The organism is Brevibacterium zhoupengii (assembly GCF_021117425.1).
In the GTDB taxonomy this organism is placed as follows: Bacteria; Actinomycetota; Actinomycetes; order Actinomycetales; family Brevibacteriaceae; genus Brevibacterium; species Brevibacterium zhoupengii.
The window spans coordinates 4,336,075-4,362,465 of record NZ_CP088298.1; the positions used below are offsets into that span (position 1 = coordinate 4,336,075).

Sequence of the window (26,391 nt, forward strand, 5' to 3'; positions counted from 1 at the left end):
TCGGTCGCTTCGCCTCCGAAGGTGCGCCCGGGGGTGACACCAACTGCGGAGTCGCCGCCACGATGCGGATGTCCGCCCTTGCTGGCTGCAGAATCCGCCGCCTGCGAAGCGTCCACAACATCCTCGGAGACCGTGACGAGCTGGTTGCCAGATTCGGGACTCAGTCCCGCCTCGCGCTGATACTTCTCGACGAAGTCGACGAGTTCGGGACCGCGCGGACGCCTGCCCGGCATGATCGTTCCGGCCACGTACTTGCTGTTCTGGATGAACACGTTGGGATCCATCGTGACACCCAGCAGATCGTTCGCGGAGTCGCCTTCGACGGTGGCGTCCCCGCCGACGCCCCAGTGATAGGGCAGGCCGATCTGGTGGATGATCTTCCCGCCGATCGTCAGCGGCGTCATCCTCTTCGTCACGAGCACGCGGGCCTCGATGGCTGCGCGCGGGGAGACCAGAGTCGCCCAACCGTAGGGCTCCAGGCCCACCTCGGCGGCGAGCTCCGGTGAGATCTCGCAGAACATCTCGGGCTGCAGTTCGGACAGGTAGGGCAGCCATCGGGACATGCCACCGGCGGTGTGGTGCTCGGTCAGACGGTAGGTGGTGAACACGTAGGGGTAGACCTCGGAACCGGGATTGCCGGCACCGGGCGCGGACAGGTTGTCCTCACGGCGCATGACCAGTCGCGTCGGTGAGCTCTGCTGATCGTAGAGCGGGTTGGCAACCGTCGATTCCTGCGGTTCGTAGTGTGTGGGCATCGGTCCGTCGACCATGCCGCTGGGCGCGAACAGCCAGCCCTTGCCATCGGCCTGCATGATGAACGGGTCGTCCCCGTCAAGGTTGGCAGGACCGCCGTAGGCCTGATCCGATCGGGTCGAGGGCGCTCGGTCGATCGGGAAGTCGGGCACATCCTTGCCCGTCCACTTGCCGGTCTCCTCATCCCACCAGACGAACTTCTTCCGCTCTGACCACGGTGTGCCATCCGGAGCTGCCGAGGCGCGGTTGTAGAGGATCCGGCGATTCGCCGGCCACGCCCAGGCCCATTCGGCGGCAGTCTCGTCCTGCTCCGTCCTGGGTTTGCGCCGGGCGGCCATGTTCTGCCCGCCGGCGTAGATGCCCGCGTAGATCCAACAGCCTCCGGCGGTGGTGCCGTCGTCGGTCATCTGGTTGAAGTTGTCGAGCGGCTGCCCGTCCTTCTCTCCGCCGACGTAGTAGCCGTTGATCTCGGCCAGCACCGATTCGGGATCGACCTCGCCCTCCTCGTCGACCGGGTAGTCCCAGGTCATGTCGAGGAGCGGACGGTCGCGGGGATCGGTCGAGTCCTTCAACTTCTCGCGCACTCGCTGACCGAGTTCGAAGAAGAAGTCGAGTTCGCTCTGTGCGTCGCCGGGCGGGTTGACGGCCTTGTGCCGCCACTGCACGAGGCGCTGCGTCTGCGTGAAGGTGCCGGCCTTCTCCGTGTGGTTGGCGGCGGGCATGAAGAACATCTCGGTCTCGATGTCCTCGGTCTTGAGCTCGCCGGTGGCGATCTCGGGACCGTCCTTCCACCAGGTGGCGGACTCAATGAGCCGGAAGTCGCGGACGACCATCCACTTCAGGTGGCTCATGGCCATTCGCTGCATCCGGCCGTTGGCTGAGCCCACGGCCGGGTTCTGGCCCAGCAGGAAGTACCCGTCGACGCCGTCATTGAGCATTCGCACCTGCGTCTGATAGGTGCCGTGGGCGCCATTGATCTTCGGCAGATAGTCGTAGGCGAAGTTGTTCTCCGGCGTCGCCGCATCGCCCCACCAGGCCTTGAGCAGGTTGGTGGCGTAGCTGCGTCCATTCGCCCAGAAACCTTTGTGGGTCTCCGGGGTGCCGACGGCTTTGACGTAGTCATCGAAGGTCTCGTGAACTCCGGCGCTGGGCATCGGCAGGTAGCCGGGCAGCAGGTTGAACAGGGTCGGGATGTCCGTCGAACCCTGGATCGTGGCGTGCCCGCGCAGTGCCATGATGCCGCCACCGGGACGTCCCATGTTGCCCAGCAGGAGCTGGAGGATCGAGGCGGTGCGGATGAACTGGGCACCCAGGGAGTGCTGGGTCCAACCCACCGCGTAGGCGAAGCAGGTGGTGCGTTCGCGTCCGGAGTTCTGGGTCACGGATTCGAGCAGGTATTCGAAGTCGGCGGGCTTGATGCCGCAGTTCTCGGCCACCATCTCCGGAGTGTAGCGAGCGTAGTGACGCTTGAGGATCTGAAACACGCTGCGCGGGTCGCTCAGGCTCTCATCCCTGACCGCACGACCTTCCTCATCGGTCTGGTAGGACCAGGTCGAGTTGTCGTAGGAGTTCGTCTCCGGGTCGAAGCCGGAGAAGAGACCGCCCAGGTCCTCGGGATCCTGATAGTTCTCACTGATGAGGTTCGTCGCGTTCGTGTAGGCGCGGACGTACTCGTCGAAGTGCAGACCGTCGCTTAAGACACGGTTGATGAGCGCACCGAGTAGGACGATGTCGGACCCGGCCCGGATCGGGACATGCTTATCGGCAACCGCTGTGGTGCGCGTGAAACGAGGATCGACGTGGATGACGCGGGCACCCCGGGCCTTGGCCTCGGTCACCCACTGGAAGCCCACTGGGTGGCACTCGGCCATATTGGATCCCTGGATGATGATGCAGTCCGCATTCGCCATATCCTGGACGGGTTGTGTGGCGCCGCCTCGCCCAAACGAGGTTCCCAAACTGGGAACCGTGGCGGAGTGTCAAATACGCGCCTGGTTCTCGATCTGTATGGCGCCCGCGGCGGTGTAGAGCTTCTTCGCGAGGTAGTTCTCCTCGTTGTCGATGGTCGCCCCGCCGAGGCTGGCGATCCCCATCGTGCGACGCAGCGGGTGGCCCTTGTCGTCGAAGTCCTCCCAATGCTTGCGGCGGGCTTCGATGAAGCGGTCGGCGACCATGTCGATCGCGGTGGGCAGATCGAGTTTCTGCCAGTCTTTGGCTCGTGGCGCTCGGTAGAGGACGTCGGTGATGCGCCCATTGGCGTTGACGAGCTGTTCGCTGGCCGCGCCCTTGGGGCAGAGACGTCCGCGTGAGATCGGTGAGTCCGGGTCGCCTTCGATCTGGATGACCTTGTCATCCTTGACGAAGACCTTCTGACCACAGCCGACGGCGCAGTACGGGCAGACCGACTGCACGACCTTGTCTGCTGTGGCGGTGCGTGAGGTGGTGTCGCGGGTTTTCTGGGACACCACTGATTCGCCGCGCCCCGACGCATCGGAGGATCGCAGCTGCCGGATCACCGGCCACTCGAGAGGACTGAACCGAGCCATGGCTCAATCCTAGCCCTTCCAAGCGGTCGGTGGTGACCAATTCGATCACGATCATCCGTCAGCGTTTCACGAGGTGAGATGTGGTGATCTCACTCGCCGAGGTGGCTCCTCAGTCGGTGACCATGTGCGCCAGGAGCACGCTGTCGTCGATTTCGGATGGCTTCCCGTCCGGGCCTTCGACCTCGCGGGTGCGAAGCTCACCCAGTTCGATCTCCCAGCGAGCCGGGCTGCCGCCGATGAGCAGGGCGAAGTCTCCGTTCGGGGTGACCGGCTCATGATGATGGCCGAGCCCGTGGCCCAGTTCGTCATCATGGTTCTCGGCCCAGTCCGGCATCTCCGCATGGGAGATGAGAAGCATTCTGCCTCCCGGAGCGACGTACTCAGCCAAGCGGCCGACGAGTTCTTCCCGGGTGTCAGGCAACCGGGTGTGGAGGAAACAGCCGAGGACGAGGTCGAAGCCGCCTCGGCGAGGTTCGGGGTCACTCCACGTGGTGATGTCGGCGACTTCGAGCTTCACGCTCACGCCCTTTGCTTCGGCCGTCTCACCGGCACGGTCGATTGCGGTCTGGGACAGGTCGATTCCGGTCGCGTCCCAGCCCTGTTCGGCCAGCCAGGTGACGTCGGCGCCCTCACCGCAGCCGACGTCGAGGACGCGGTCGGGGGTGAGGCCGGTGGCAACGGCGACGAGTGACTCGTTGGGGTTGCCCGACCAGATTGCCTCGCCGGTTCCGGCGTAGCGCTCCTCCCACGCAGCGACTGTGTCAGGGACTCCCTCGTTCGAGGCAGACTCCTGGGAAACGGCCTGCTGGGGTTCGGTCACTGTGCCGATCCTGGTCCAGAGGCCTGCTGCCCGGCTTCGGGAGCTGACTGGCTTGCGTCTTCGGGAATAGCCGAGGGATCTGCCTGGTCGACTCCGGCTTCCTGCTTGGCCAGTTCCGCGCGGACCTCGTCCATGTCGAGGTCCTTGACTGCGGTGATGACCTGCTCGAGCTGAGGTGCGGCGAGAGCGCCGGGCTGAGCGAAGACGACGATGCCCTCACGGAAGGCCACGAGGGTCGGTATCGAGGAGATCGCAAAGAGACCTGCGAGCTCCTGCTGTGCCTCGGTGTCGACCTTGCCGAAGACCACGTCCGAGTTCTGTTCGGAGGCCTCTTCGTACACAGGGGCGAACTGCTTGCAGGGGCCGCACCAGTCGGCCCAGAAGTCGAGAAGGAGGATCGAGCTGTCGGTGATGGTTGACTCGAAGTTGTCTTTGGTGATTTCGATCGTAGACATTCGGGCAGTCTAAACGCCGACTATGAATACTGTCTGGACACTTTCGCAGTCTGGACTGCTGTCCGGACAGCGACTCGTCCTCTCTGGTCAGCGTCGATTGTCTGCAGTTCGGCCGATCTTCTGCAGTTCAGTCGATCATCTGCGGCTCAGTCGACGAGGTCGCCGATCGGCTCATCTGCGGTGATTGCGGAGAAGACGGCGTCAGCTGCCGGAGCCTTGACGACTCGGTTCTGATTGTCGGGCGCCGGCTGCCACGGCATGATCGCGAAGCTGATCGACTCCTTGGGAACCGATGACACTGTCGACGCCAGTGATCCAAGTGCCGAGACCGAATCGAGGTCATCATCGACGCGCAGAGACGAGGTGACCGCGTCAAGAAAGTTGTACAGCCGGTCGGGCCGCGACAGGGTGTGAGAGCTCTTGGCTCTGTCGATGATTGAGTCCATGACCATCTGCTGGTTGCCCATGCGCGAGATGTCGCTGCCGTCGCCGACGGCGTGACGGGTCCGCGCGAGCGCCAGGGCATCGGTGCCGCCCAGTGTCTGCTCTCCGGCTGGGAGATCGAGATTCGCCTTATCGTCGTACAGGGGTTCGTCGAGGTCGACGACGATTCCGTCCAATGCGTCGATGATGGTGGCGAAGCCGTCGAAATTGACTTCGATGAAGTGATCGAGGCGGACTCCCGTGAGCTCTTCGGCCGCGGAAACCGAGCACGCCGGGCCCTGGTTGAGCGCCGAATTGATCATGGCGCGCCGAGGTTCCGACGCCCCCGAGCCGGTGTCCTGACATGCAGGCAAGTCCATCATCGTGTCGCGGGGAATCTGAATGGCGTCGATGCGCGAGGAGTCATCGGAGATGTGGGCCAGGATCATCGCGTCGCTGCGGGCACCCTCGCCGGCGCCGTAGTCATCGGCATCCAGCTCCCTGGTGTCTGAGCCGAGGATGAGAACGTTGAGTTCGTCTGTGATCTTCTCTGGCACCTCGCCGCCTCCCGCCCGCAGCGGCGAGGAGGTGATGTTCGACTTCAAGCCGTGCACAAGGGTGACGACCGTGACCGGTACCGCGATGACGAGGACCGCGAGAATAGCGACCATCGTGCGGCGGCGACGGTATTTCATGGCCAGGCGGCGCTGGCGGCGTGGGCCGATCTCGGAGGAAGGGCCGGTTTCGCGGTGCTGCATAGAAAGTCAATTCGAAGTGGACGACGGATTGCATACAATTCTAAATATAATTTCTCCGAACTTTCTGGCACCGATGCCCGAAACACTCTGTTAGAGTTAAATTGTTCCCGTACGAAACAGTGCGGAGCACATGGTGTCGCGAGCGTAGGTAGATTCGCTTGGCATCGTGCAGTTGCCAGTTGGCGCGTGTCTACCGTCCGCGCCTCATAAGATTTTTCTATACTTTCAGTCCAGCCGTTCTTCGGCTTCCATCCCGCACCTTCGAGTGCATTACCGATACCGAGCTTTCCCGCTTTCGCCTGAGACAAGGATTCTTCACATCAGCACGAATTCCGGAACGTCGGTTTCACCACAGATTTCGTCGGACCTGCGTTCAATGCGCAGACCATCCAACGAGAAATCACACACTCAGACGATCAGCTTGTCGACTCTGTCGATCAGATCAGGTCTCTGAGAGTGTGAACAGCCGGGCCCGCAAAAGGGTCCGACCATCCAGATCGCTTCGGCGATCACCAGTTTAAAATAAGGATACAAAGATTATGGCTACAGGTACCGTGAAATGGTTCAACTCGGAAAAAGGTTTCGGATTCATCCAGCCTGACGATGGTTCAGCAGACGTCTTCACTCACTTCTCCGCGATCGAATCGACCGGCTACCGTGAGCTCACCGAAGGTCAGAACGTTGAGTTCGACTCGGAAATGGGTTCCAAGGGCCTCCAGGCCACCAGCGTTCGTCCCCTCTGAGAAAACCCGTAACTCTCCGGTCCCGGCCTGAGCGCTGCTGATTCGTCAGCAACGATCACCTCGCGGGAGCGAAGTTACCCTCAGTTTTACCAAAAGCGTGTGTTCGCGTTTGGAGCTTGTGTTCTCACTTGCTCCGAGCACGACCACACGCTTTTCGGCGTCTGCAGGGCAAAAGTGCTGCGGCCTTCAGATGCGCACCAGCTGTTTTCCCAGATTTGCGCCGGTGAACAGCCCATCGAGAGCACCCGGTGCCGTCTCCAGCCCGTCAGCAATCGATTCGGCGATGACGAGTTCGCCGCGGCCGAGCAATCCAGACAAGTGAGTCACGGCTTCTGGGAATCGTTCGAGGTAGTCGAGGAACACGAAGCCCTCCATGGTCGCCCGGCGCAGGCCCAGCTGCATGTAGTTGCGGATCCCGGTGTTCGGCAGGTTTCCGTCATATCCCGTGGCTATCGCTCCGCAGAGGACGATTCGCCCGTGATTCGCGAGGTTGTCGATGGCCGCTTCGAGCAGCTCGCCGCCGACGTTGTCGAAGTAGACATCGATACCTTCCGGGGCCAGAGTCTCCAACGCCGAGGGGACATCCTCCGAACGGTAGTCGATACAGGCATCCAATCCGGCTGACTCACGCACCCATTCGCACTTCTCCTGCCCTCCGGCGATCCCGATCGTACGGCACCCGAGGGACCGAGCCATCTGGGCGGCGATGGAACCTGTGGCACCGCCCGCGCCCGACACCAGGACGGTGTCTCCTGGCGATGGCCTGCCGATCTCCGTCAGTCCGAAGTACGCCGTCAGACCATTGGTGCCGAAGAGGCTGAGCATGTGGCGGGACTCGATTCCGTCGGGAACGACGTTGACGCCGAAGAGTCCAGAGGCGGAGGCGCTCATGTATTCCTGCCACCCCAATTCGCCGTATACCTTTGCGCCCACGGGGAGGAACTCAGCGTCCGACTCGATGACGGTGCCGACCCCTGCGCCCCTCATCACCTCGCCGAGGCCGACGGGTGAACGATAATTGGTTCCGGAGTTGAGCCAGCCGCGCTGTGTCGGATCAATGCTCAACCACTCGACGTGCACTCGCGCCTCGCCCGGCTGCAGCGGGGTCAGCCGCTCCTCCTGGAGCTCGAAACACGATGCCACCGACCGGGCCTGCGGCCGTGCTGTGAGGATCCAGCGACGGTTCCGAGTCGGAGCGCCGGCTGACATCAGTTCTCTGCCGAAACTGGTCGCCCCGCAAATGACGGAGCCAGGCGTCCCAGCAATTCGGTCAGCTGTTCCTGTTCTGCGGAATCGAAGACGTCGCCCAGCAGGGTGGTGGCCTTCTCCTCGGCGACCTTGACGGCATTCTGATAGAGCTCGGCGCCGACGTCAGTGACGCAGACAAGTGAGATCCTCGCATCGTGCGGGTCAGAGTCCCGCGACAGGTATCCGAGCTTTTCAAGCGGTGCGACCAGGCGGGCGATCCCCGACGGGGTGATTCCCAAGCGCTCAGCCAATTCGACACGGCGCAGTCGTCGACCCGGGGCGGCGCATAGGCTCTGCAGCACGCTCAGGTCGTTGAGCGTCAGGCCCTGGACCTCCAGTTTCCTACGGATTTCGGTGTCCGCTCGGACGAGTCGCATGCACAGCTCCAGCATGAAGCACAACCTTTCATTGTTAACTCATTGAGTACTCAACGATATATCATGCAGATGGCAGTTCAAAAATTGTCATGCCCGAACACTGAATGATGGACCTCTTGCGGGCAATGAGCTGAGGTTCGCCGAGCCATTGTCGACAGCTCGCTTGGCAACTACGGTTTCAATTATGGAATCACAGTCGTACTACCAAAACGAGCACAATACCCAAGCTCAACAGCCGCCACCTGCACCGCGGGCGCTTCGCTGGCTGGTGGTCGGAGTCATCGCCAGCATCATCCTGCTCATCGCCCTGCCCATTGTCATGATGGTCGACCAAGCTGGCCTCAGAGCTGCCATCGAGGAAGACACCGGAGGCAACCTGGATCCCGAGTGGAAGGACTGGGTCCTCGTCGCGAGCATCGTCTACGCAGTGGTGCTCCACCTCATCGACGTCGCCCTGCTGCTCTGGCTAGTTCCCAAAGTCCTGCGCGGGCGCAATTGGGCTCGCATCACGTTGACGGTCTATCTGATAGTCGCCACCTATTTCAGCCTCTACTCGGCCACTCAGGGAGCAATGTTCCTGTGGGCCGTGATCCCCACGGATATTCTCCACGTCCTCATGATCGGCCTGCTCTGGATACCTTCCTCCGTGCGCCGGTACTTCGGGCCTCAGCGATCTATGACTCACCAGCTGTGACGCCGCCGACTCACATCCATGCATGCCGCCCTTCCGGTTGCTACGGTGATACAGCTGTCCTGCCACCGGAAAGGATCTCTTGTGCCCAAGCTCATCGATCATGAGAGTCGGCGCGAGGAGATCGCCGCAGCAGCATGGCGGGTCATCGCTCGAGACGGCGTCGCCGGAGCATCTGTGCGCACAGTGGCCGCAGAAGCCGGGCTGTCCGTCGGTTCGCTCCGGCACGTCTTCGCAAGCCAGTCCCAGCTCCTCGCGTTCGCCATGAAACTGGTCATCGACCGCGCCGGCGAGCGCGTACGGAGACTTCCGCAGGCACCGAGTCCGCTGGAGTCGGCCGAGGCCATCGCGGGAGAGCTGCTTCCTCTGGACGAGGATCGACGCCTAGAGATGGAGGTCTACCTCGCCCTCTTTTCCGCGTCGGGTGCCGATCCGAACCTGCAGGAGATGAAGCAGGACGCTTGGAAGCGGGTGCGCACGACCTGCCGCATCATCATCGGCCAAGTGGTAGGCGCGGAGGCCAAGGACCGCACCGAGCGTATCGAGACCGAGGTGACTCTGCTTCACGCCGTCATCAACGGTCTGGCGTCTCATCTGGTGTGGCAGCCCACAGAACTGAGACCACACGATGCTCGGCGAGCCCTCGTCGAGCATCTTCAGCAGATGCAGGCACGGTTGTCCGAGAGTAGCGTTGGAACTCCTGAGGTCCCCACACAGAACAGGTGATTCCACGATGTCTCAGCCGACCGACCTGCACCCCACCACCGTCGTCTTCGACCTGGGCAACGTGCTCATAGGCTGGGATCAGACTGCCCCTCTTGCCGATCAGCTGACCCGCGACGAGTGGAATGCTTTTGCTGCCGAGGCGGACTTCGGCATGCTGAATACGCTGGCCGATCGCGGTGTGCCGATCACAGAGGTGATTGCACGGGCGACCGAATCAGATCCACGTCATGGTGAGATCGTCGCCGCCTACTACGACCGCTTCGATCAGTCTCTGACCGGTCCGATTCAGGGAATGGCCGAGGTCGTCACCGACCTCAAGGCCTCGGAAATCAGGTTGCTGGGTCTCTCGAACTGGTCGGCCGAGACCTTCCACCATGCGCCGAAGGTCGCACCGGCGATCAACGAGCTCGAAGATATCGTGGTGTCGGGACGGGAGAAACTAGTCAAACCCGACCCTGAGATCTTCCGCCTCCTGAGCCGACGCTTCGATCTTGTTCCCGAGCAGACCGTCTTCGTCGATGACCTGCCGGCGAACATCGATGCCGCAAACCAGCTCGGGTTCGTCGGCCTGCTGTTCACCGGTGCCCAGCAGCTCCGCAACGACCTGCACACTCTTGGGCTCCTCTCCTCCCCTGCTAACGTGGAAAACTGAGAACGGGCCACCCCCGCCCCGCACTCTTTGACGAGGAGAAGTGATGACGAATACCGGTTTCCTGGACACCATCGACTCCCAGCTGGATTGGCAGCGCGACCTCTACAAAGACTTCCACCGAGAGCCCGAACTCGGTCTCGAGGAGCATAAGACTTCTGAACGAATCGAATCCGAGCTCAAGGACATGGGACTCAGCGCTAAGCGCATCTCGGCCACCGGTCTTGTCGCCGTCATTGAGAACGGCAAGGGACCGACTGTACTGGCGCGAGCCGACATCGATGCCCTCCCCGTTTCTGAGGACACCGGTCTCGACTACTCCTCCACGATCGACGGTGTCATGCACGCCTGCGGTCACGATATGCACATCACGTCCCTGCTAGGCGCAGTCCGACTGCTGAATGAGAACCTCAACGCCTGGTCAGGAACGTACATCGCCCTGTTCCAGCCCTCGGAAGAGAATGCGGCCGGCGCCAAAGCGATGATCGACGACGGGTTGACATCGAAGATCCCCAAGCCCGACATCGCCTACGCTCAGCACGTCATGCCGATGCCCACCGGAACGGTCAACACCAAGGCTGGGCCTGTGCTCTCCGCCGGTGACTCTGTGAAGATCACCGTGCACGGACGCGGTGCCCACGGGTCCATGCCCCATCTGTCTGTGGACCCTGTGGTCCTTGCCGCCACCATCGTTCTTCGCCTGCAGACCATCGTGTCTCGGGAGACCGATCCCGGTGAGTTCGCGGTGGTCACGATCGGTGCGTCGAACTCGGGATCGAAGTCCAACATCATTCCCGATCGGGCCGAACTTCTGCTCAACCTGCGCACCTACGACATGGCGGTTCGTGATCGGATCATCGCCTCGATCGAGCGCATCGTCAAGGGCGAATGCGAAGCAGCCGGCTCTCCGAAGGAACCGAGCTTCGAGTACTACGATCAATTCCCCCTCACCGACAATGATGAGGGCGCCAACGACGCGGTCACCAAGGCGTTTGAGGACTACTTCGACGACGGAGTGGTTCTGCCAGCGACTCCCGCCACCGCCTCAGAGGACTTCAGCGAGATCCCCGACGCCTTCGAGATTCCCTACGCCTACTGGATGATCGGCTGCGCCGATGCCGATGTGTACAAGAAGGCCGCCGAGGCGGGGACCGTGAACTCGGACATCCCGGCCAATCATTCGCCCCAGTTCGCCCCGGTCATCGACCCGACGCTTGAAATCGCCACCAAGGCTCAGGTGATTGCGGCTCTGTCGCAGTTGGGCAGCTGAGGCAACTCCCGGCAACCGCCCGGGCCTCAGTCGTTGACCGAGCGCACCACACGTGCCGGCGACCCGACCACGACGGTTCCTGCACGCACGTCCTTGGTCACCACCGAGGCCGCCGCAACCACGGCGTTGTCGCCGATAGTCACGCCGGGCAGCACGGTCACATTCGCACCGATCCACACGTTGCGGCCGATGATGATGTGGCCAGGATGCATGTCTGAGCGACGGTCCGGGGAGATGTCGTGGTTGAGGGTTGCCAGCACGACATTGTGGCCGATGAGGCTGTCGTCTCCGATCCTGATGCCGCCCTGGTCCTGGAAGCTGCATCCGGAGTTGATGAAGACCCGTCGGCCCAGTGTCGTGTTCTTCCCGAAGTCGGTGTGGAAGGGCGGGAACAACGTGACGGTCTTGTCCACCGGCTTGCCGATCAGCGAAGCCAGCAGCTGCCGGACCTCGTCGGGTTCGTGATATGAACCGTTGAGCTCGGCGGTGATGCGCAGTGCTTCCTGGCTGCTGCGATGCATGACCTCGTGGAGGGGCGAGTCGCCGGCGATTGTTTGACCGTTGTTGAGTGCCTTGACCAGATCCTTGAGTTCCATACTGGCTATCCTTTCGCGTTTCTCACTTTTCTGCACTCTTGCTCGGAAACGCGCTCATTGTCGGGACCGGATCTTGTCCCGACGCTCCATCAGGACGACCCTGTCGTCCCGAGGTCCGCGAACTCGTCCTTCATCGACGTCAGCGTCCTGTTGATGTTCAATCGCTGGAAGTCGGAGAAGGATCTGCCTCCGGTGAGCACCCTGTCCACGATCTCCGCGACCCAGTCCGGCCACGTCGTGCGGTCATCGCTCCACGTTTCAGTGACCCGTGTGCGATCGCCGAGGTCCTCGAATTCGTAGCTCCAGGTGGCGATGCCGCCGCTGATCTTCGGTGCACTCGCACCGATCTTGCGGACTTCGAAGGCGAATCGGCGGCCCGGCTCTGAGGCTGTGACGACGCATTCGGTGACCCACCGTGCCCTATTGCGTCGGTTGCTGCCTTCGAAGATCTCGCCCACCTGCAATGGTCTGGATTCGGCAGGCGTGTGCGCGCCGGTGTTCTCGGGACTCCAGCGTGGCATCTGCGTCGGATCCGCCACCTGTTCCCAGAGGGTGAGTGCGTCGACGTCAATGATCATGCTGTCACTGACCTGCATTGTGCGCTTCATTCGCTTCCCTTCCTCGCTCACATCCACCCTAGCGGCGCGGACGCGGAGTACCCTGAAGCCTATGCCACCGAACGCGACGCCGCGCCTGAGATTCCGTGAGATGTCACCGGACGATCTCGACGAAATGGCGGACCTCCTCGGCGATCCACAGGTCATGGAGTACTACCCACATCCCAAGGACCGTGAAGAAGCGGCCCGGTGGATCAACTGGAATCAGCGTAGCTATGCCGCGGACGGACTCGGACTCTGGGTCATCGAAACCCACGACGGCGAATTCATCGGAGACTGCGGTCTGACCTGGCAGACGGTCAACGAGTCTCCTGCCTTGGAGATCGGTTTCCATGTAAAGGCTTCTGCCCAGAATCTCGGATTTGCCACCGAGGCGGCCGCCTCTTGCCGTGATTTCGCCAGTTCACATGTGCTGGCGTCCCGGTTAGTCGCGATCATCCACCACAACAATCGGCACTCGCAGCGCGTAGCGGCGAAGATCGGCATGCACCGTGATCGCACGCTCACGCATTCGTCGCCGATCCATCTCGTCTACGCGAGGGACCTCTGAACTTGAGAGACTCTCCGTCGATGTGGCCGTGCACCTGCCGCGATAGCCTGGATCTATGAGCGTGAAGGTCACCCGGGACGAGGTCATTGCGTTTCGCCTTGAGGCGCAGAACCTGAATCGACGCCTGGATGAGCGGTTGTTGGTCGCTGCCACCGGAGTCTGCGGGACTCAGAACAGTCCGCCCGGATCGGCTCTGATCGCGCTCAACGCCCGCGTCTCCGATGTCACCCGGGAAGCGGTCGACACTGCGATCTCCGAGGACAAGAGCCTGTTGCAGAGCTGGTCCATGCGCGGCGCACCCTTCTTCTTTCCGGCAAGCGACCTTCCCGTTTTCACCACTGGAGTCCTCCCGCCCACGGAGGATGGACGCCGCCACTTGATCCTCGGAGTCGAGGCTTCGCTCGAGAAGCTGGAGATGTCCCTCGCCGAGGTTGTCGACCGGACCCGTGACACGATCGGATCCGTGTTGTCCGGTCGCAGACTCACGGTCAACGACCTGGGAGCCGAGATTGCCGAGCAGATCGCTCACGAATTGCCGAAGAAGAAGCGCGCCGACTGGGAGCGTGAGGGACCGTATGCCAAGGGTCAGCCTCTGGGAGACGGTGTCGTTCATTTCTGCCTGCGCGTCCTCACCCTGCAGAAGGTCATCTGCTTCGCTCCGCGGGACGGCAACAAGGCACCGTTCGTGCTGCTCGATGAATGGCTGGACACGGACGTTCCCGACGTGGCTCCGGAGGACGCCCGGGCTGAGCTTCTCCGGCGCTACCTGCACGCCTATGGGCCGTCCACGCGCGGGGACTTCGCCTCGTGGCTCGGTGTGCGTGCGCGAGAAGGCGAGGCGTGGTGGGAGCTGCTCACAGAGGAGATGACCGAGGTCGACTTCGCTCGCAAAACCTGGGTCCTGACCGAGGATCTCGATGCGCTGCAGTCACCGCCCACTCCGGCGGGTATTCGCCTCCTCCCACCGCGCGATCCCTATACTCAGGGGCGCGATCGGGAGACCATCATCGACAAGCAGTTCCACCGCGACGTGTTCAAGACCGTCGGTGAGCCGGGGACCATCCTTGTCGACGGCCGAATCGTCGGCACCTGGCGAGCGCGCAAGAAGGGGAAGAAACTGCACATGTCCGTCGCGGCATTCGACCCGCTGTCGGCCCATTCGAAGAAGACGGTGGAAGCCGAGGCCGAGAAGGTGGCCAGCCTGCGCGGAGTCACTGCGGGTGAGGTCGACGTCGAGTTCTGTTGACCGAAAGGCTGGAGTACGACGTGACCGGACCTGGAGTTCAGCCAGCGTCTACTGGGCGAGTGCCCCTCCCTAGCAACGCTTCACCACGGGCAACCGTCTGATCCCGGAGTGCCTGCACGACGGCGGCAACGGCCGGTCGGCGCATCGAATCTGGGCGCAGCACCATCCAATAGGGAAGCCGTTCCGACAGGGTCTCTGGTAGGAGTCGTACCAGGTCGGCATGCAAGTCACCCATGAAACACGGCAGGAAGCCGATGCCCGCACTGGCACGTGTGGCTTCCACATGAACGAACACATTGGTCGAGGACAATCCGTCCTTCATCGTGGGGACCAGGCGACGCGGAGCGTCGAGGTCGTCGACTTGGAGCATCGAGTCCACGAAGTACACGAGCCGATGTTCGGTCAGCTCATCCTCGGTGACCGGGGTCCCGTGCTCTGCCAGATAGTTCCTGGAGGCATACATGCCCAGTTCGTAGTCGCCGAGTTTGAACGCTTCGGCACGGTGGACCTGGGGTTCACCGACGACCACTTCGATATCCAGACCCGAGCGCTGCTGCAGGGCCTGGCGGGTCACTGTCACGATCTCCACGCTGAGTCCGGGGTGTCGACTCCGCAGCTTTGCCACGGCCGGGGCCGCCACGTAGGCGCTGAAGCCGTCCGTGGCTGTCATTCGGACCACTCCGGTGATCGGGTCAGGGGCACGGCCCGGTTCGCCGAGGCTACGCACCGCATCCTCCACCTGTTCCGCCACGCGCACTGCCTCTTCACCCATTTCGGTGAGTTCCCACCCGCCGGATGCTCGAGACAGGACGCGTCCGCCGAGGGCCTTCTCCAGTGCAGCGATGCGCCGGGAGATCGTCGTGTGGTTCAAGCCCAAGGTTTGTGCCGCGGTCGTGAACTTGGCCGATCGGGAAACCGTGAGCAGCACAAGCAGGTCGTTGGGCTTCGTGTCCATATCTGCAATATTAGGCAGAGTGGGCGCGGATTTGGGTCTCAATCTCGCAATATCTGTGCACGAATGCTCACGACCTACGCAGAACGATCGGATTCAGCTGTTCAGAATCGGTATGTGTCAGAATCGGTCAAATGGTCCCGCGTACTGGAATGTGCCGCTCTGACCGTCATAGTCAGAGAGTGTGCGGATCTGGAAGTAGTCGCCCCACTCGGACTCCGGTGAGGTAACCGCTGTCGTCGAGGCTGGGACGAAACCGAAGCGCGAGTAATAGGCAGGCTCTCCGAGCAGGCCGACAATTGTCTCGCCTCGTGCATCTGCAGCGCCGAGCACCGCATGCATCAGCGCGGAACCGACGCCTCTTCCCTGCTGCCCCGGTTGGACACTGACCGGTCCGATGCCGAGAGCTGGGGAGGAATCGACGTGAGCACGGGTGGCCAGAACGTGCCCGATGATCTCGTCATCTTCGACGGCGACGAGAGAGAACTCGGGGACCCACGCGGGATCGTCCCGAAGCCATGAGATCAGGGTCGCTTCCCCAGGATCTCCTCCCGGCTCCACAGGTGGAGCACTGTGCTCTGCACTGCGAAATGCAGCTGCGGTGACGGCGCGGATCGCTTCGATGTCGCCTGAACGTTCTCGTCTGATCAACATGAAAATCAGACTACCGCGCACCGATGCGCACTCGGATACTCAACGCCTTGTCTCGTATCGAGTCAGGTGAACTCCGTCGGGAAACGACTGAGTCTCCACCAGATTCATATTCACCCAGCTGTCGAGGGGCGTGAAGAACGGTGTACCTCCACCCACCAGGACGGGGTAGGTGACAAGAATGTACTCGTCGATCAGTCCGGCCCGCATGGCGGTCGCGGCGAGGGTGGCGCCGCCGATGTCCATGGGACCACCGTCCTCCGACTTGAATCTGGCGATCTCCGAGGCGGCATCGCCGGAGACCAGCCGCGCATTCCATCCTAGGGTGCTGAGCGTCGATGAGAATACTGCCTTCGGCATCTCCATCCAACGGCGGGCATACTCAAGCTGTTCCGGTGTGACATCGCGCTGCTGGTCGGCGTGTGGCCAAAAGGAGCTCATACCTTCCCACAGCCTCCTGCCGTACAGAGCCAATTCGGTGGTTCCGACCCTGTCAGACCACCACTGGAACACCTCATCGTTCGGTGCGCTCCAGCCAAGATCGTCTCCAGGGGCGGCGACGTAGCCGTCCAGGCTCACGTTCATCGCAAAGGTCAGTTTCCGCATAATGTCACGCCTCTCACGAGCTGACCGCCCCTAGTCAGGTAGATCCTACAGCGCCTCGGCGACGATGCGTACCTCCAAATCGACCCACGAAAGCTTCGACTCTGAAGTGCCTTCGGCTTCCAAGAACTGATGACAGGATGACAGAACCACCTGATCTGCGCGCTGCGGTTGAGCACCTATTGAACGACGACTTCGCCTACATCCATCCGCGCAATACTGTCCATTGCTGCTCGGAAGCAACGGGAGACGGCATCACGGGTTTGCGCACCTGAGTGAGGTGTCCCAACAACGTTGGGAAGAGCCAGAAGCGGATCATCCGGCCGAGGAGGTTCCGTCGACCAGACGTCGATACCGGCACCGGCGAGGTGCCCGCGTTCCAGGTGTGACGCCAAGGCTACCTCGTCAACGATCCCCGAGCGTGACATACACAAAACCAAGGATCCCGGTTTCATCGTAGACAGTTCAGCTTCACCAATCATCGACATCGTCTCAGCGGTGAGCGGTACATGAACACTGACGACGTCGCTGGTCTGCAGGAGGACGTCGAGCTGGGCAAAGGACGCGTGATGGGATATCTCGGCGTCTTGCTGGCTCTGGACTAGGTCGTAGTAGATCACCTTCATGCCCAGCCCAGCCGCGCGAGTGGCCACCGCCTTGCCAATATGACCCAGTCCGATGATGCCAATTGTCTTGCCGGTCACTTCCAGCGATGAGTTCAGGTAGCTGTTTGAATTCGACCGGCCCGCCACGAGGCCGTTGTGCAGTGGTACAAGGTGACGCGAAACTGCCAGCATCATCAAGATGGTGTGTTCGGCAACAGACACAGCATTCAGGCCGGACAGATTCCCTATCCGGATTCCGCGGGCATGAGCGGCTTCGATATCAATTCCGTCGATTCCGGCACCGACGCGCTGGATGAACATCAGCCCTGGAGCTTTGTCCATAAGTGGCGCGTCGATTGTTCCGGCGCCATTGACGATCACACTGGTTTGGGCCAGTTGTTCATCGAATACTTGTGGATCATCGCTAGCGATCTCGAGTTGGAAGCAAGCCGGCGCGGCTTCATAGAGCAAGGTGGTGACTTCCGGATCCTTTTCGCCGATCCATAGGATGTGGCCATATTTCATGATGATGCCCCTTTCGAAGGCGCGGGGATGGATGTATTGATACTGTCAGCGGTGTGTCCGCCTCGCCCGGAGGACAGATTGTCCTTCACAAACAGGGTCAGAACTGCTGCGATCGCGCCGAACGTCGCCAGTGAACACAGCGCGAGCACTGTGTCACCGGTGATATCCAGCAGGTATCCAAATAGTGTTGGCCCGACAAAACCGCCCAGTGCCGCGACCGAATTGACGAAAGCCAGTCCGCCGGCTCCTGCCGCAGTGGTTCCGAGGTAGTCAGACGCCAGCGACCAAAACGCGGACATGGTGCCGTATCCGAAGAATGCCAAGCACAGAGCAATGAGTCCCGCGACCGGGCCGGTGAGTGCGCTGACACACAGACCGACGACGATGCAGAGCACCCCTAGCAGGACGTGCAGGTGACGCCGGCCATGGCGGTCCGAGGAACGCCCCAGAACGAAGAGTCCAATGACTTGGAAGGCGTAGGGGAGCACTGACAGGGACATCAGCTGGAATTGAGACAGGCCCGGGATCTGAGCAGTGATGCTGGGCAGCCAGAAGATGAGTCCGGCATTCGTGATTTGGATACACGCGTATATGCCAGCCAGCATCACAACTCGCGGCTCGCGAATCACGGTGCTCAAGCTACGCTTACCCGAATCGTGGCTGGTGCTGGACTCCGCAAGGCTGGCGAGCAGATGCGACTTCTCGGACGGAGAAAGCCACTTTGCCTGCTCCGGTCGGTCCGTCAGAACGAACCAGCAAAGGATTCCGACGAGCACGGTGGCGCCCCCCTCGATAGCGAAGAGCCACTGCCAGCCGTGAAGGCCGGCGAATCCTTCGAGTCCCAGTATCAATCCTGCCAAGGGTCCGGCCAACAGGTATGCCGCCGGGCCAGCGGCGCTGAGCAAGGCCATTGCCTGGCTCCGGCGCCGGCCGGGGAGCCACAGGGCAATGTAATAGACAGCGCCGGGAAAGAAGCCCGCCTCCGCGGCGCCCAGGAGAAATCGAAGGATATAGAAGCTGGACTCGTTGAAAGTGAACATCATCGCCGCGGCGACCAGACCCCAGCTGACCATGATGCGTGCCAACCAGCGGCGTGCGCCGATCCGATGAAGCAGGATGTTGCTTGGTACCTCGAAAATAAAATACCCGATGAAGAAGATGCCAGCCCCAAGGCCGAACGCTGCGTTGCTGAGGCCCAGATCAGTTGACATCCGCTCTTGCGCGAAGGCGAGATTCCCTCGATCGATCTGGTTCAGCAGATACATCAGGGTCAGAAAGAGCATGATCCGCACTGTGATCTTGCGGATCACTATTCGATCAAGACGCGTGTCGATAGTCGGCATTCAAACCAGACTCCCTCGGTTGGTCAGAAAGGCAACATGAGGTGTGTCATGCGCCATCTACCAATAAAAGCATCGTTTAAAGCTATACGCAATGCATATACGATGGTTTTTCTCGACGAGGGTCACCTGCTGCCGGTGACAAATGCCGTGTTGGGTGCGCTGGTGGTCAGTCGGTCGGATAAAAGCGCGGCGTTGTCCGCCACGTCGATTCCAGCTCCTCATTGATGGCACAGACAAGGCGCCAAGCAGTATCACGAGCATCGGATGAGCGGTGGCCTTGGATTGCGTCGGCGAGATCGACGTGCAGCTGCATCGACGCCTCGTCAGGAAGTTCCGGGAGCAGTCCCAGATTGTTTCGCGCGGAGACAGTCAGGCCCATGGGGCCTGCGAGCATACGGAACATCTCGTTACCTGAGGCCTCGAGGATTGTGGTGTGGAATAACATGTCCACCTCGATGAATCGCTGTTGGTTTCCGGCGCGTACTTCAGCGCGGAGTTCACCGGCAAGCCGGAGCAGCTGCGTGGTGATCGCATCGGGGGCGTGCGTGGCAGCCAGCGAGGCTGCCACAGGTTCCACAGCCGTCCGCAATTCGTTCAGCGATCGCAACTGCGCGAAGCTCGCTTCACTGTCCAGTCGCCACTTGATGACCAGTGGATCGAAATAGTTCCAGGACGAAGATGCCAAGACTTTGACCCCTACCCGCTTCACACTGCTGACCAACCCGATCGATTGCAGGACGCGGATGGATTCTCGGACTACTGGCTGTGATACGCCTAACTCCGTGGCCAACTGCTGAGCGGTCACCACGTGGCCCTCCGGGAGCTTGCCCGCGACGATGTCCCGACCGAGGCCATCAAGAGTCTGCTGAACGAGATAGGTAGCCATGGCCTCCAGCCTATAGGCATCGGATCCTGGACAACGATGTACTTCCGGGCCCGTACTCGACAGACGGTGCCTCTACATGCGATACCCCTACTGCGGCATGTTGACGAAGCGGGACTTCGCGCCCTGGAAGGCCACGGAGATGTCCGCGGTCGGACCCGCACGGTGCTTGGCGACGATGATGTCGGCTTCGCCAGCGCGTTCGTGTTCCTTGTCGTACATGTCGTCACGGTGGATAAGCAGCACCATATCGGCGTCCTGCTCGATCGAACCGGACTCACGCAGATCCGAGATCATCGGCCGCTTGTCCGTCCTCTGCTCGCTGCCACGGTTGAGCTGCGAAAGCGCGATGACCGGAATCTCGAGCTCCTTGGCCAGGAGCTTGAGCGAACGGGAGAACTCGGAGACCTCCTGCTGACGCGATTCGACCTTCTTACCGGAGCTCATCAGCTGCAGGTAGTCCACGCAGACCATCTTGAGATCATGCTGCTGTTTCAGGCGACGGCACTTTGCGCGGATCTCGGTCAGCGCCATGTTCGGCGAATCGTCGACGAACAGAGGCGCATCGTTGATGCGCGACTCGGTCGCGGCCAGGGTTGTCCAGTCGTGGGGGCTCAGCTCACCGCGGCGAAGGTTCTGCAGGGGAATCTCCGACTCCGCAGACAGCAGACGCATGACGAGCTCGTTCTTGCCCATCTCCAAGGAGAAGAAGACCGCGGCCTGGCCGTGGTGGATCGCCGCCGAGCGCATGAAGTCCAACGCCAGCGTGGACTTGCCGACACCGGGTCGAGCCGCGATGACGATCATCGTGCCCGGATGGAAACCGTTGGTCAGCGCATCGAATTCGGTGAATCCGGTCGGCACGCCCGCGGTCTGGCCATCGGTGTCACCATTGCGTTCGATCTCCTGGGCAACATCGCTGAGGATGTCGGAGAGGATCACATAGTCCTCAGTGGTGTGACGCTCGGTGACCTGGTAGATCTCCGCCTGGGCCGAGTTCACGACCTCATCGGTGTCGCCTTCGGCGTCATAGCCCATCTGCACGATGCGGGTGCCGGCCTCGACGAGTCGGCGCAGCACGGCCTGCTCACGCACGATCGCGGCGTAGTAGCCGGCGTTCGCGGCCGTCGGAACGGAGGAGATGAGCGTGTGCAGGTAGGCCGCACCGCCGACGCGTGAAAGGTCGCCGGTCTTCGTGAGGTAGTTCGCCACGGTCACCGAGTCTGCGGGTTCACCACGCGAATACAGGTCGAGGACGGCTTCGTAGATGGTCTCGTGAGCAGGTTTGTAGAAGTCGTCGCCAGTCATGGATTCGACGCAGTCGGCGATCGCATCCTTGGACAGAAGCATCGCACCGAGGACGCTCTGCTCGGCTTCGACGTCCTGCGGCGGGGTCCTCATCCCGTCAAACCCCTGATTGTTGCTCAATCGTCTTCCTCTTCCTCGAACCTCGTCGGCGGACACCCGCTTTCAACGCCCTCCAACTGTACCTGGATCGAGGAGCCGCAGACCCACCTCATTCCCGTGAACGACCAGCTGTCGCCACGGTCACGAGGATCGGCTTCGCCAGCTGCAGTCCCGATCTGATGATGAGAATACCGAGGACCACTGACGCGAGAATTGTGAGGAATGTGATCGGTTTGAGCACGAGGGCGGCCCCGGCCAAGGGCAGCACGAGAACCAGACCGAGCCCGCCGGCCAGCAGCGACACCCAGATGACCGGACCCAGCACTGCTCTCACCATGGCTTTGTGCATGGTCTCCGGGTCCATGCCCGCAGCATAGAGGTCCTGGAAGGTGTCGGCCCGGTCGTAGATGTCGGCGACTTGGTTGATCAGGGCTGATACGGCGATGAGCAGGATCGATATGCCCATCACGAGCAGGACTCCGGTGAAGATGTCCTGCAGCAGGAACCTGTCGGCGTCCTGCATCTGCGCCCCGGGTTCGTCACCCGCATCGAGACCGAGCTGCATGAGCGAGACGCCCGTTCCACCCACGGCAGCGACGAACGCGGCCATGGCCAGCCCGGAAACTCTGCGCCAGAACCGTTTGGGTTCGTCGGAGACTAGACGCGCGGCGAGGAGTCGTTCCGGAGTCTGCGCCCTGTTCCCGCTCAGATGGGCAAACCACCTGATCAGGAGTCCGCCGAGGAGGTCGACGACGAGCAGACCGAGAACGAAGGTGGCAATGCCCGCCGAGAGGACGATTCCCATTCCCAGCCCTCCGGACTTCGACAGCATCACGACCACCGGCAAGGTCAGGATCACGATGGCCGCTATGACCACCTGCACCACGGGGAACTTCCGTTCCAGGGCCTTGGTGCGCACACCCAACGGTGAGATCGCGACCTTGCGCAGCCCCAGCAGGGCCGAGGCGATGCACACGAGGATGAGGAAGACGACCACCGAGGCCACCAGCCACGCGGGCATGAGCATGTTCTCGTACCCGATGGGATGTCCCATGAAGTGAATCAGGCTCACCGGCCACGTCAGACCCAGATAGCCGAAGACTCCGAGCACGATTCCGCAGATCGCGGGCACCAGTGGTTCGGCCACTGCGATGGTGACGATGGACGAGCGCCTCGCCCCGAGCAGCGACATCGTAGACAGCCGCTCATCCTGTCGCCGGGCGGACAGGGTCGCCGAGGCCGACGCCAGTGTGCTCGCGGGAATCACGAGCAGAATGGTCGCGAAGCTCGCGAGGAACTTGTACATGAAGTCCATGCCCGCCATGTCCGGGTCCGGACTGGGTGGGACCTGGAAGAACATCCAGGCTCCGGCGGCGACAGTGAGGAACAGGGTCGCGCAGGCGAAGAAGGCACTCATCACCAGCAGCGAACTCGACGAACTCAGCGTCTTCCGCCCCAGGACCAGGGGAACGATGCGGGTTGCTGTCGGCAGTGCAGTGGACATGTCGATCTCCTTCTCAGACCGCAGCGTTCACGGTGGTGACGCTGCGCACTAGCGGACGGGTGAACTGCAGTCCCAGCCACACCATCACCACGCCGCCGATGAGCACTGATGCGACGACCCCGATGGTCAGCGGATCGCCGAGGTCGCTCGCCGATGCCATGAGTCCGGCCAGCATTCCGCCAAGCAGCAGCGACACGAGGGTGACGAGGACGATGGGTGACATGACCGCGTTGACGGTGACTCGGTGCATCATCTTCTGCGTCATGCCCGCCGAATGCAGCTCCCGGTAGGTCGATGCCCGGTCGAGGATGTCTGCGGCCTGATTGATCGTTGCGGAGATGACGATGAAGACGAAGGCAATAGCCAGGGTGAGGATGAGTCCGGTGAAGATGTCATCGGCCATGTACTGGTAGGGGCCCATGACGGCCTTGTCCTCAGCGGTGAGATCTCCCTGATTCGCCCGCATCATCGCCGTTCCGGCACCGCCGACGACCGCGATGAAGGTGATCATCGACAGACCCGCGACGCGACGCCAGTACTGTGCGGGGGCATCGGCGATCATCGACGCCGCGATCATCGAGGTGGGTGTTCGGGCAATCCTGTGACTGAACCAGCCGTGGATGCGCATGACGAGGACGCCGACGACATTGATGAGTAAGAGGGCGATGCCGATCGTGATGATGCTGGCAACGACGAAGACCATCGTCGGCTGGTTGCGGTCCAGAGAGAAGACGAGCGCACCGATCATTCCCGCCACGAGCACGATCACGGCGATGATGCGGGCCACGGGGAATTTCCGGGCCAAGGACCGGGTGCGCACGCCCAATGGTGAAACCGTGATCTTGCGCAGGCCGAGCAGAGCCGAGAGCAGGCAGACCAGAAGCAGTCCGATGACGACCGCGGCAAGCAGCCACAGGGGCATCATCAGCTCAGAGTATCCGAGCGCCTGGCCGTTGAAGACGAGGAGGCTGAGCGGGAAGGCCAGCATGAAGTAGCCGGCGATCCCCGCGATGATCCCGGCCGAGGCGGGAATGAAGGGTTCGGCAACTGCGAGGAGTCGGACGGTGCCAGGCTTCGCGCCCAGCAGGGAGAGCGTGGACAGGCGTTCATCCTGACGCCGGGCACTGAGCTTCGCCGAGGCGACCCCCAAGCTGATCGCGGGAACGATGAGGAAGACCGTGGCCAAGGTCGCGAGCATGCGATAGAGCCCGGCCACCTCGGCGTATCCGGTCACATCGGGTCGGTCATTGAAGGCCCAGGCGCCGCCGGCGACGGTGAGGAAGAGCGTGGAGCATGCGAAGAATGCGATGGCGACGAGCTTCGAGGTCGTCGAGGTGAAGGATTTCTTGGTCAGTACGACTGGAAGGATTTTCATGGTCGACATCACCGGTTGTTCTCAACGTACTGGATATTCTGCGCATGTTGGTTGGTCTGCACGATCTGGTTTGCAGAGTCGGAGACGAGGCGGCCGTCGGCGAGGCGGACGCTGCGGGAGCAGCGGGCAGCCACAGACTCATCGTGGGTGACCACGACCAGAGTGGATCCGCGGCCGGTCGTCGAGGCGAGAAGTTCGGAGAGCACCTCGGTGGAGGTGGAGGAGTCAAGGGCGCCGGTGGGTTCGTCGGCGAAGGTGACCACGGGCTGGGTGACCTGGGCGCGGGCGATGGCCACACGCTGTGCCTGACCACCGGAGAGCTGTCCGATGCGTTTGTTCAGGTGTTCGGCCAGTCCCAGACGCTGCAACCACGCGCGGGCATGCTCGGTCGCATCGGAGCGTTTCATCCCTGAGAGCATGGCGGCGAGCGCGACATTGTCCAAAGCGGTGAGCTCGGGCAGGAGCAGACCCTGCTGGAACACGAAGCCGAAGACCTCGCGGCGCAGCGCGGTACGGCCCTTCTCCTTCAGCGAGGTGATCTCTGCGGCGGCGCTGCGGTCTGTGGGCAGGAGACGGATGTTGCCCTCGTCCGGGCGGATGATGCCTGCCAGGCAGTGCAAGAGGGTCGTTTTGCCGGAACCGGAGGGTCCCATGATGGCCAGGGATTCGCCGAGGCCGATGCCCAGATCGACTCCGGCGAGTGCGTAGGTCTGGTTGTAGTGCTTGGTCACGTTCGAGGCGGCGATGATCGCAGGAAGCTGTGTGTTTGTCATGTCTCCATGTTTTCGCAATCGGACTTGTGCCACTATGGAGACGACCCACCACCTCGGCGAGGAAAACCCGACTCTTGGAATGGGGGTTACAGATCCGGCGAATCACCTGGTGATTGGCTTGAGATCGGACTTGCCGATAGACCAATCGGCGATCAGCCGCCTATTGTGAATGCGTAGCGGGTGCCCGACGGTTCCGCTGCACTTGAGCCACTCTGCGTGAACCACTCCGGATGAGCTCACGACGAGGACCGACCAAGACACGTCTACAACTGAGGAGTCATCATGAAGGCACAGTGGATCAGCATTCTCGTCGACGATCAGGCTCGGGCCCTGAAGTTCTACACCGACAGGCTCGGCTTCATTCCGAAGGTCGACGTGCCGGTCGGGGACGACTTCCGCTGGCTCACCGTGGTCTCACCCGAGGCCCCAGACGGAGTCGAGATCGTCCTGGAGCCGAAGGGCCACCCCGCAGCGAACGACTTCACTTCTGCGCTGAAGGCCGACGGAATCCCCCTCAACCAGTTCGCCGTAGAGGATGTCCAGGCCGAATACGATCGCCTGTCAACGCTCGGTGTCACGTTCACGCAGAAACCGACGACGATGGGACCTGTCACCACGGCGGTCCTCGACGACACCGTCGGCAACCTCATTCAGCTCATTCATCAGGAAGAGGACACCGAGCCGGACCTGCCTTGAGCCGGGTGGCAGATACCATCAAGGATAAATCCGGTTCTCCGATCGTAGGCCGCTCTGGAGGGGCGGACCCCGTACTTGAGTGCGAGTGAGTTGTCGATGGCCATCGCTTGAAAGTCATCCGGCGTGACCTCCTCGGCCAGAGCGCTGGCAGCATGCCCGTCCCGCACCAGCTCCTCGTGGAAACCTCCCCCGAGGTGACAGAGCTCCATGAGCGGGTCCGAGGCGGGAAACGCCTGTAGGAGGACGTCGTTGACCGCCGGCAATCGGTATTGAAGATCGCGGATGGCACCGACGTAGAATCGAATCCGCTCGCTGATACCGGTCACTGAACGGGCATCATCGATGACAGCCCTCAGCTTAGTCGCGACGACCTCGTCGATGACGGCATCGATCAGTCCGATCCGCCCGCCGAACCTGTTGAAGATCGTCGCCTTGCTCACCTGAGCGGCACCGGCAACGTTCTCCAGTGGTGCCGAAAGTCCCTCGGCGCGAAACACCTCGATAGCGGCGGCGCGGATCCTCTCGATATTCCGGCGGGCGTCCGTACGCAACGTCGGCTCAGAATTCCTATCGGCCATCCTCAGCTCTTCTCTGCTGTTTCCATAA

Annotated in this window: 26 protein-coding genes and 1 pseudogene; 8 read left to right on the plus strand and 19 right to left on the minus strand. The window is 61.9% G+C overall.

Annotated features, from left to right (window positions below; all coding sequences use genetic code 11):
• Nucleotides 1–131: 131 nt before the first annotated feature.
• The 4 genes and pseudogenes from fdnG to LQ788_RS19510 form a co-directional block, all read right to left on the minus strand.
• A pseudogene (gene fdnG, locus LQ788_RS19495) lies at nucleotides 132–3,299 on the minus strand (formate dehydrogenase-N subunit alpha); the annotation flags it as partial.
• Between the two features lie 109 nt (nucleotides 3,300–3,408).
• Nucleotides 3,409–4,119, minus strand: a complete 711-nt coding sequence (locus tag LQ788_RS19500; protein WP_231443918.1) for a class I SAM-dependent methyltransferase — start codon at nucleotides 4,117–4,119, stop codon at nucleotides 3,409–3,411.
• On the minus strand, nucleotides 4,116–4,574 hold the full coding sequence (locus tag LQ788_RS19505; RefSeq protein ID WP_069601172.1) for a thioredoxin family protein: 459 nt from the start codon (nucleotides 4,572–4,574) through the stop codon (nucleotides 4,116–4,118). Before LQ788_RS19505 ends, LQ788_RS19500 begins: the two co-directional genes overlap by 4 nt.
• Before the next feature lie 146 nt (nucleotides 4,575–4,720).
• Nucleotides 4,721–5,755: an LCP family protein gene (locus LQ788_RS19510; RefSeq protein WP_231443920.1), complete on the minus strand. Its 1,035-nt coding sequence runs from the start codon at nucleotides 5,753–5,755 to the stop codon at nucleotides 4,721–4,723.
• Nucleotides 5,756–6,294: 539 nt separating this feature from the next.
• On the opposite strand from LQ788_RS19510, the gene LQ788_RS19515 reads away from it, so the two are divergent.
• Nucleotides 6,295–6,498 carry a cold-shock protein gene (locus tag LQ788_RS19515; protein ID WP_069601174.1) on the plus strand — a complete coding sequence of 68 codons (204 nt, stop codon included), beginning with the start codon at nucleotides 6,295–6,297 and terminating at the stop codon, nucleotides 6,496–6,498.
• A gap of 186 nt (nucleotides 6,499–6,684) precedes the next feature.
• Here LQ788_RS19515 and LQ788_RS19520 read toward each other — a convergent pair whose 3' ends face one another.
• Both LQ788_RS19520 and LQ788_RS19525 read right to left on the minus strand, forming a co-directional pair.
• Entirely contained in the window at nucleotides 6,685–7,707 is a 1,023-nt protein-coding gene (locus LQ788_RS19520) for an NADP-dependent oxidoreductase (RefSeq protein ID WP_231443922.1), read from the minus strand.
• The gene (locus LQ788_RS19525) at nucleotides 7,707–8,123 is read right to left on the minus strand and encodes a MarR family winged helix-turn-helix transcriptional regulator (RefSeq protein WP_231443924.1); all 417 of its coding nucleotides are present in this window, start codon (nucleotides 8,121–8,123) and stop codon (nucleotides 7,707–7,709) included. Before LQ788_RS19525 ends, LQ788_RS19520 begins: the two co-directional genes overlap by 1 nt.
• 184 nt (nucleotides 8,124–8,307) lie before the next feature.
• Between LQ788_RS19525 and LQ788_RS19530 the strand changes: the two genes are divergently transcribed.
• The 4 genes from LQ788_RS19530 (at nucleotide 8,308) to LQ788_RS19545 (ending at nucleotide 11,459) form a co-directional block, all read left to right on the plus strand.
• The gene (locus LQ788_RS19530; RefSeq protein WP_231443926.1) at nucleotides 8,308–8,817 is read left to right on the plus strand and encodes a hypothetical protein; all 510 of its coding nucleotides are present in this window, start codon (nucleotides 8,308–8,310) and stop codon (nucleotides 8,815–8,817) included.
• Between the two features lie 81 nt (nucleotides 8,818–8,898).
• Nucleotides 8,899–9,540, plus strand: coding sequence for a TetR/AcrR family transcriptional regulator (locus LQ788_RS19535; protein WP_231443928.1), 642 nt, complete (start codon nucleotides 8,899–8,901; stop codon nucleotides 9,538–9,540).
• Between the two features lie 7 nt (nucleotides 9,541–9,547).
• Complete coding sequence (locus LQ788_RS19540; RefSeq protein ID WP_231443930.1) at nucleotides 9,548–10,192, plus strand: HAD family hydrolase; 645 nt, start codon at nucleotides 9,548–9,550, stop codon at nucleotides 10,190–10,192.
• 43 nt (nucleotides 10,193–10,235) lie between these two features.
• Nucleotides 10,236–11,459 carry an amidohydrolase gene (locus LQ788_RS19545; RefSeq protein WP_231443932.1) on the plus strand — a complete coding sequence of 408 codons (1,224 nt, stop codon included), beginning with the start codon at nucleotides 10,236–10,238 and terminating at the stop codon, nucleotides 11,457–11,459.
• A 26-nt stretch (nucleotides 11,460–11,485) separates the two neighbouring features.
• On the opposite strand, the gene LQ788_RS19550 is transcribed toward LQ788_RS19545, so the two are convergent.
• Nucleotides 11,486–12,055, minus strand: coding sequence for a DapH/DapD/GlmU-related protein (locus tag LQ788_RS19550; protein WP_231443934.1), 570 nt, complete (start codon nucleotides 12,053–12,055; stop codon nucleotides 11,486–11,488).
• Between the two features lie 89 nt (nucleotides 12,056–12,144).
• The gene (locus tag LQ788_RS19555) at nucleotides 12,145–12,663 is read right to left on the minus strand and encodes an SRPBCC family protein (protein ID WP_231443936.1); all 519 of its coding nucleotides are present in this window, start codon (nucleotides 12,661–12,663) and stop codon (nucleotides 12,145–12,147) included.
• A gap of 61 nt (nucleotides 12,664–12,724) precedes the next feature.
• Between LQ788_RS19555 and LQ788_RS19560 the strand changes: the two genes are divergently transcribed.
• The gene (locus LQ788_RS19560) at nucleotides 12,725–13,222 is read left to right on the plus strand and encodes a GNAT family N-acetyltransferase (protein WP_231443938.1); all 498 of its coding nucleotides are present in this window, start codon (nucleotides 12,725–12,727) and stop codon (nucleotides 13,220–13,222) included.
• A gap of 55 nt (nucleotides 13,223–13,277) precedes the next feature.
• Nucleotides 13,278–14,468 carry a winged helix DNA-binding domain-containing protein gene (locus tag LQ788_RS19565; RefSeq protein WP_231443940.1) on the plus strand — a complete coding sequence of 397 codons (1,191 nt, stop codon included), beginning with the start codon at nucleotides 13,278–13,280 and terminating at the stop codon, nucleotides 14,466–14,468.
• Nucleotides 14,469–14,505: 37 nt separating this feature from the next.
• Here the strand turns inward: LQ788_RS19565 and LQ788_RS19570 are convergent, their stop codons facing one another.
• The 10 genes from LQ788_RS19570 to LQ788_RS19615 form a co-directional block, all read right to left on the minus strand.
• Nucleotides 14,506–15,423, minus strand: coding sequence for a LysR family transcriptional regulator (locus tag LQ788_RS19570; RefSeq protein WP_231443942.1), 918 nt, complete (start codon nucleotides 15,421–15,423; stop codon nucleotides 14,506–14,508).
• 117 nt (nucleotides 15,424–15,540) lie between these two features.
• Nucleotides 15,541–16,074, minus strand: coding sequence for a GNAT family N-acetyltransferase (locus LQ788_RS19575; protein ID WP_231443944.1), 534 nt, complete (start codon nucleotides 16,072–16,074; stop codon nucleotides 15,541–15,543).
• 39 nt (nucleotides 16,075–16,113) lie between these two features.
• A complete protein-coding gene (locus LQ788_RS19580) occupies nucleotides 16,114–16,677 on the minus strand; it encodes a dihydrofolate reductase family protein (RefSeq protein WP_231443946.1) in 564 nt (187 codons plus the stop codon).
• 176 nt (nucleotides 16,678–16,853) lie between these two features.
• Entirely contained in the window at nucleotides 16,854–17,804 is a 951-nt protein-coding gene (locus LQ788_RS19585) for an NAD(P)-dependent oxidoreductase (RefSeq protein WP_231443947.1), read from the minus strand.
• Entirely contained in the window at nucleotides 17,801–19,147 is a 1,347-nt protein-coding gene (locus LQ788_RS19590) for an MFS transporter (RefSeq protein ID WP_231443950.1), read from the minus strand. The genes LQ788_RS19585 and LQ788_RS19590 overlap by 4 nt, the downstream gene beginning before the upstream one ends.
• Before the next feature lie 166 nt (nucleotides 19,148–19,313).
• Nucleotides 19,314–20,033, minus strand: a complete 720-nt coding sequence (locus LQ788_RS19595; RefSeq protein WP_231443952.1) for a FadR/GntR family transcriptional regulator — start codon at nucleotides 20,031–20,033, stop codon at nucleotides 19,314–19,316.
• Between the two features lie 87 nt (nucleotides 20,034–20,120).
• Entirely contained in the window at nucleotides 20,121–21,431 is a 1,311-nt protein-coding gene (gene dnaB / locus LQ788_RS19600; protein WP_050773361.1) for a replicative DNA helicase, read from the minus strand.
• A gap of 115 nt (nucleotides 21,432–21,546) precedes the next feature.
• A complete protein-coding gene (locus LQ788_RS19605; RefSeq protein ID WP_231443953.1) occupies nucleotides 21,547–22,941 on the minus strand; it encodes an FtsX-like permease family protein in 1,395 nt (464 codons plus the stop codon).
• Nucleotides 22,942–22,954: 13 nt separating this feature from the next.
• On the minus strand, nucleotides 22,955–24,325 hold the full coding sequence (locus LQ788_RS19610; protein ID WP_231443955.1) for an FtsX-like permease family protein: 1,371 nt from the start codon (nucleotides 24,323–24,325) through the stop codon (nucleotides 22,955–22,957).
• On the minus strand, nucleotides 24,325–25,089 hold the full coding sequence (locus LQ788_RS19615; protein WP_231443957.1) for an ABC transporter ATP-binding protein: 765 nt from the start codon (nucleotides 25,087–25,089) through the stop codon (nucleotides 24,325–24,327). Before LQ788_RS19615 ends, LQ788_RS19610 begins: the two co-directional genes overlap by 1 nt.
• A gap of 282 nt (nucleotides 25,090–25,371) precedes the next feature.
• On the opposite strand from LQ788_RS19615, the gene LQ788_RS19620 reads away from it, so the two are divergent.
• The gene (locus LQ788_RS19620) at nucleotides 25,372–25,785 is read left to right on the plus strand and encodes a VOC family protein (RefSeq protein ID WP_231443959.1); all 414 of its coding nucleotides are present in this window, start codon (nucleotides 25,372–25,374) and stop codon (nucleotides 25,783–25,785) included.
• Here the strand turns inward: LQ788_RS19620 and LQ788_RS19625 are convergent.
• Entirely contained in the window at nucleotides 25,752–26,363 is a 612-nt protein-coding gene (locus tag LQ788_RS19625; protein WP_231443961.1) for a TetR/AcrR family transcriptional regulator, read from the minus strand. The genes LQ788_RS19620 and LQ788_RS19625 overlap by 34 nt on opposite strands.
• Nucleotides 26,364–26,391: the final 28 nt, after the last annotated feature.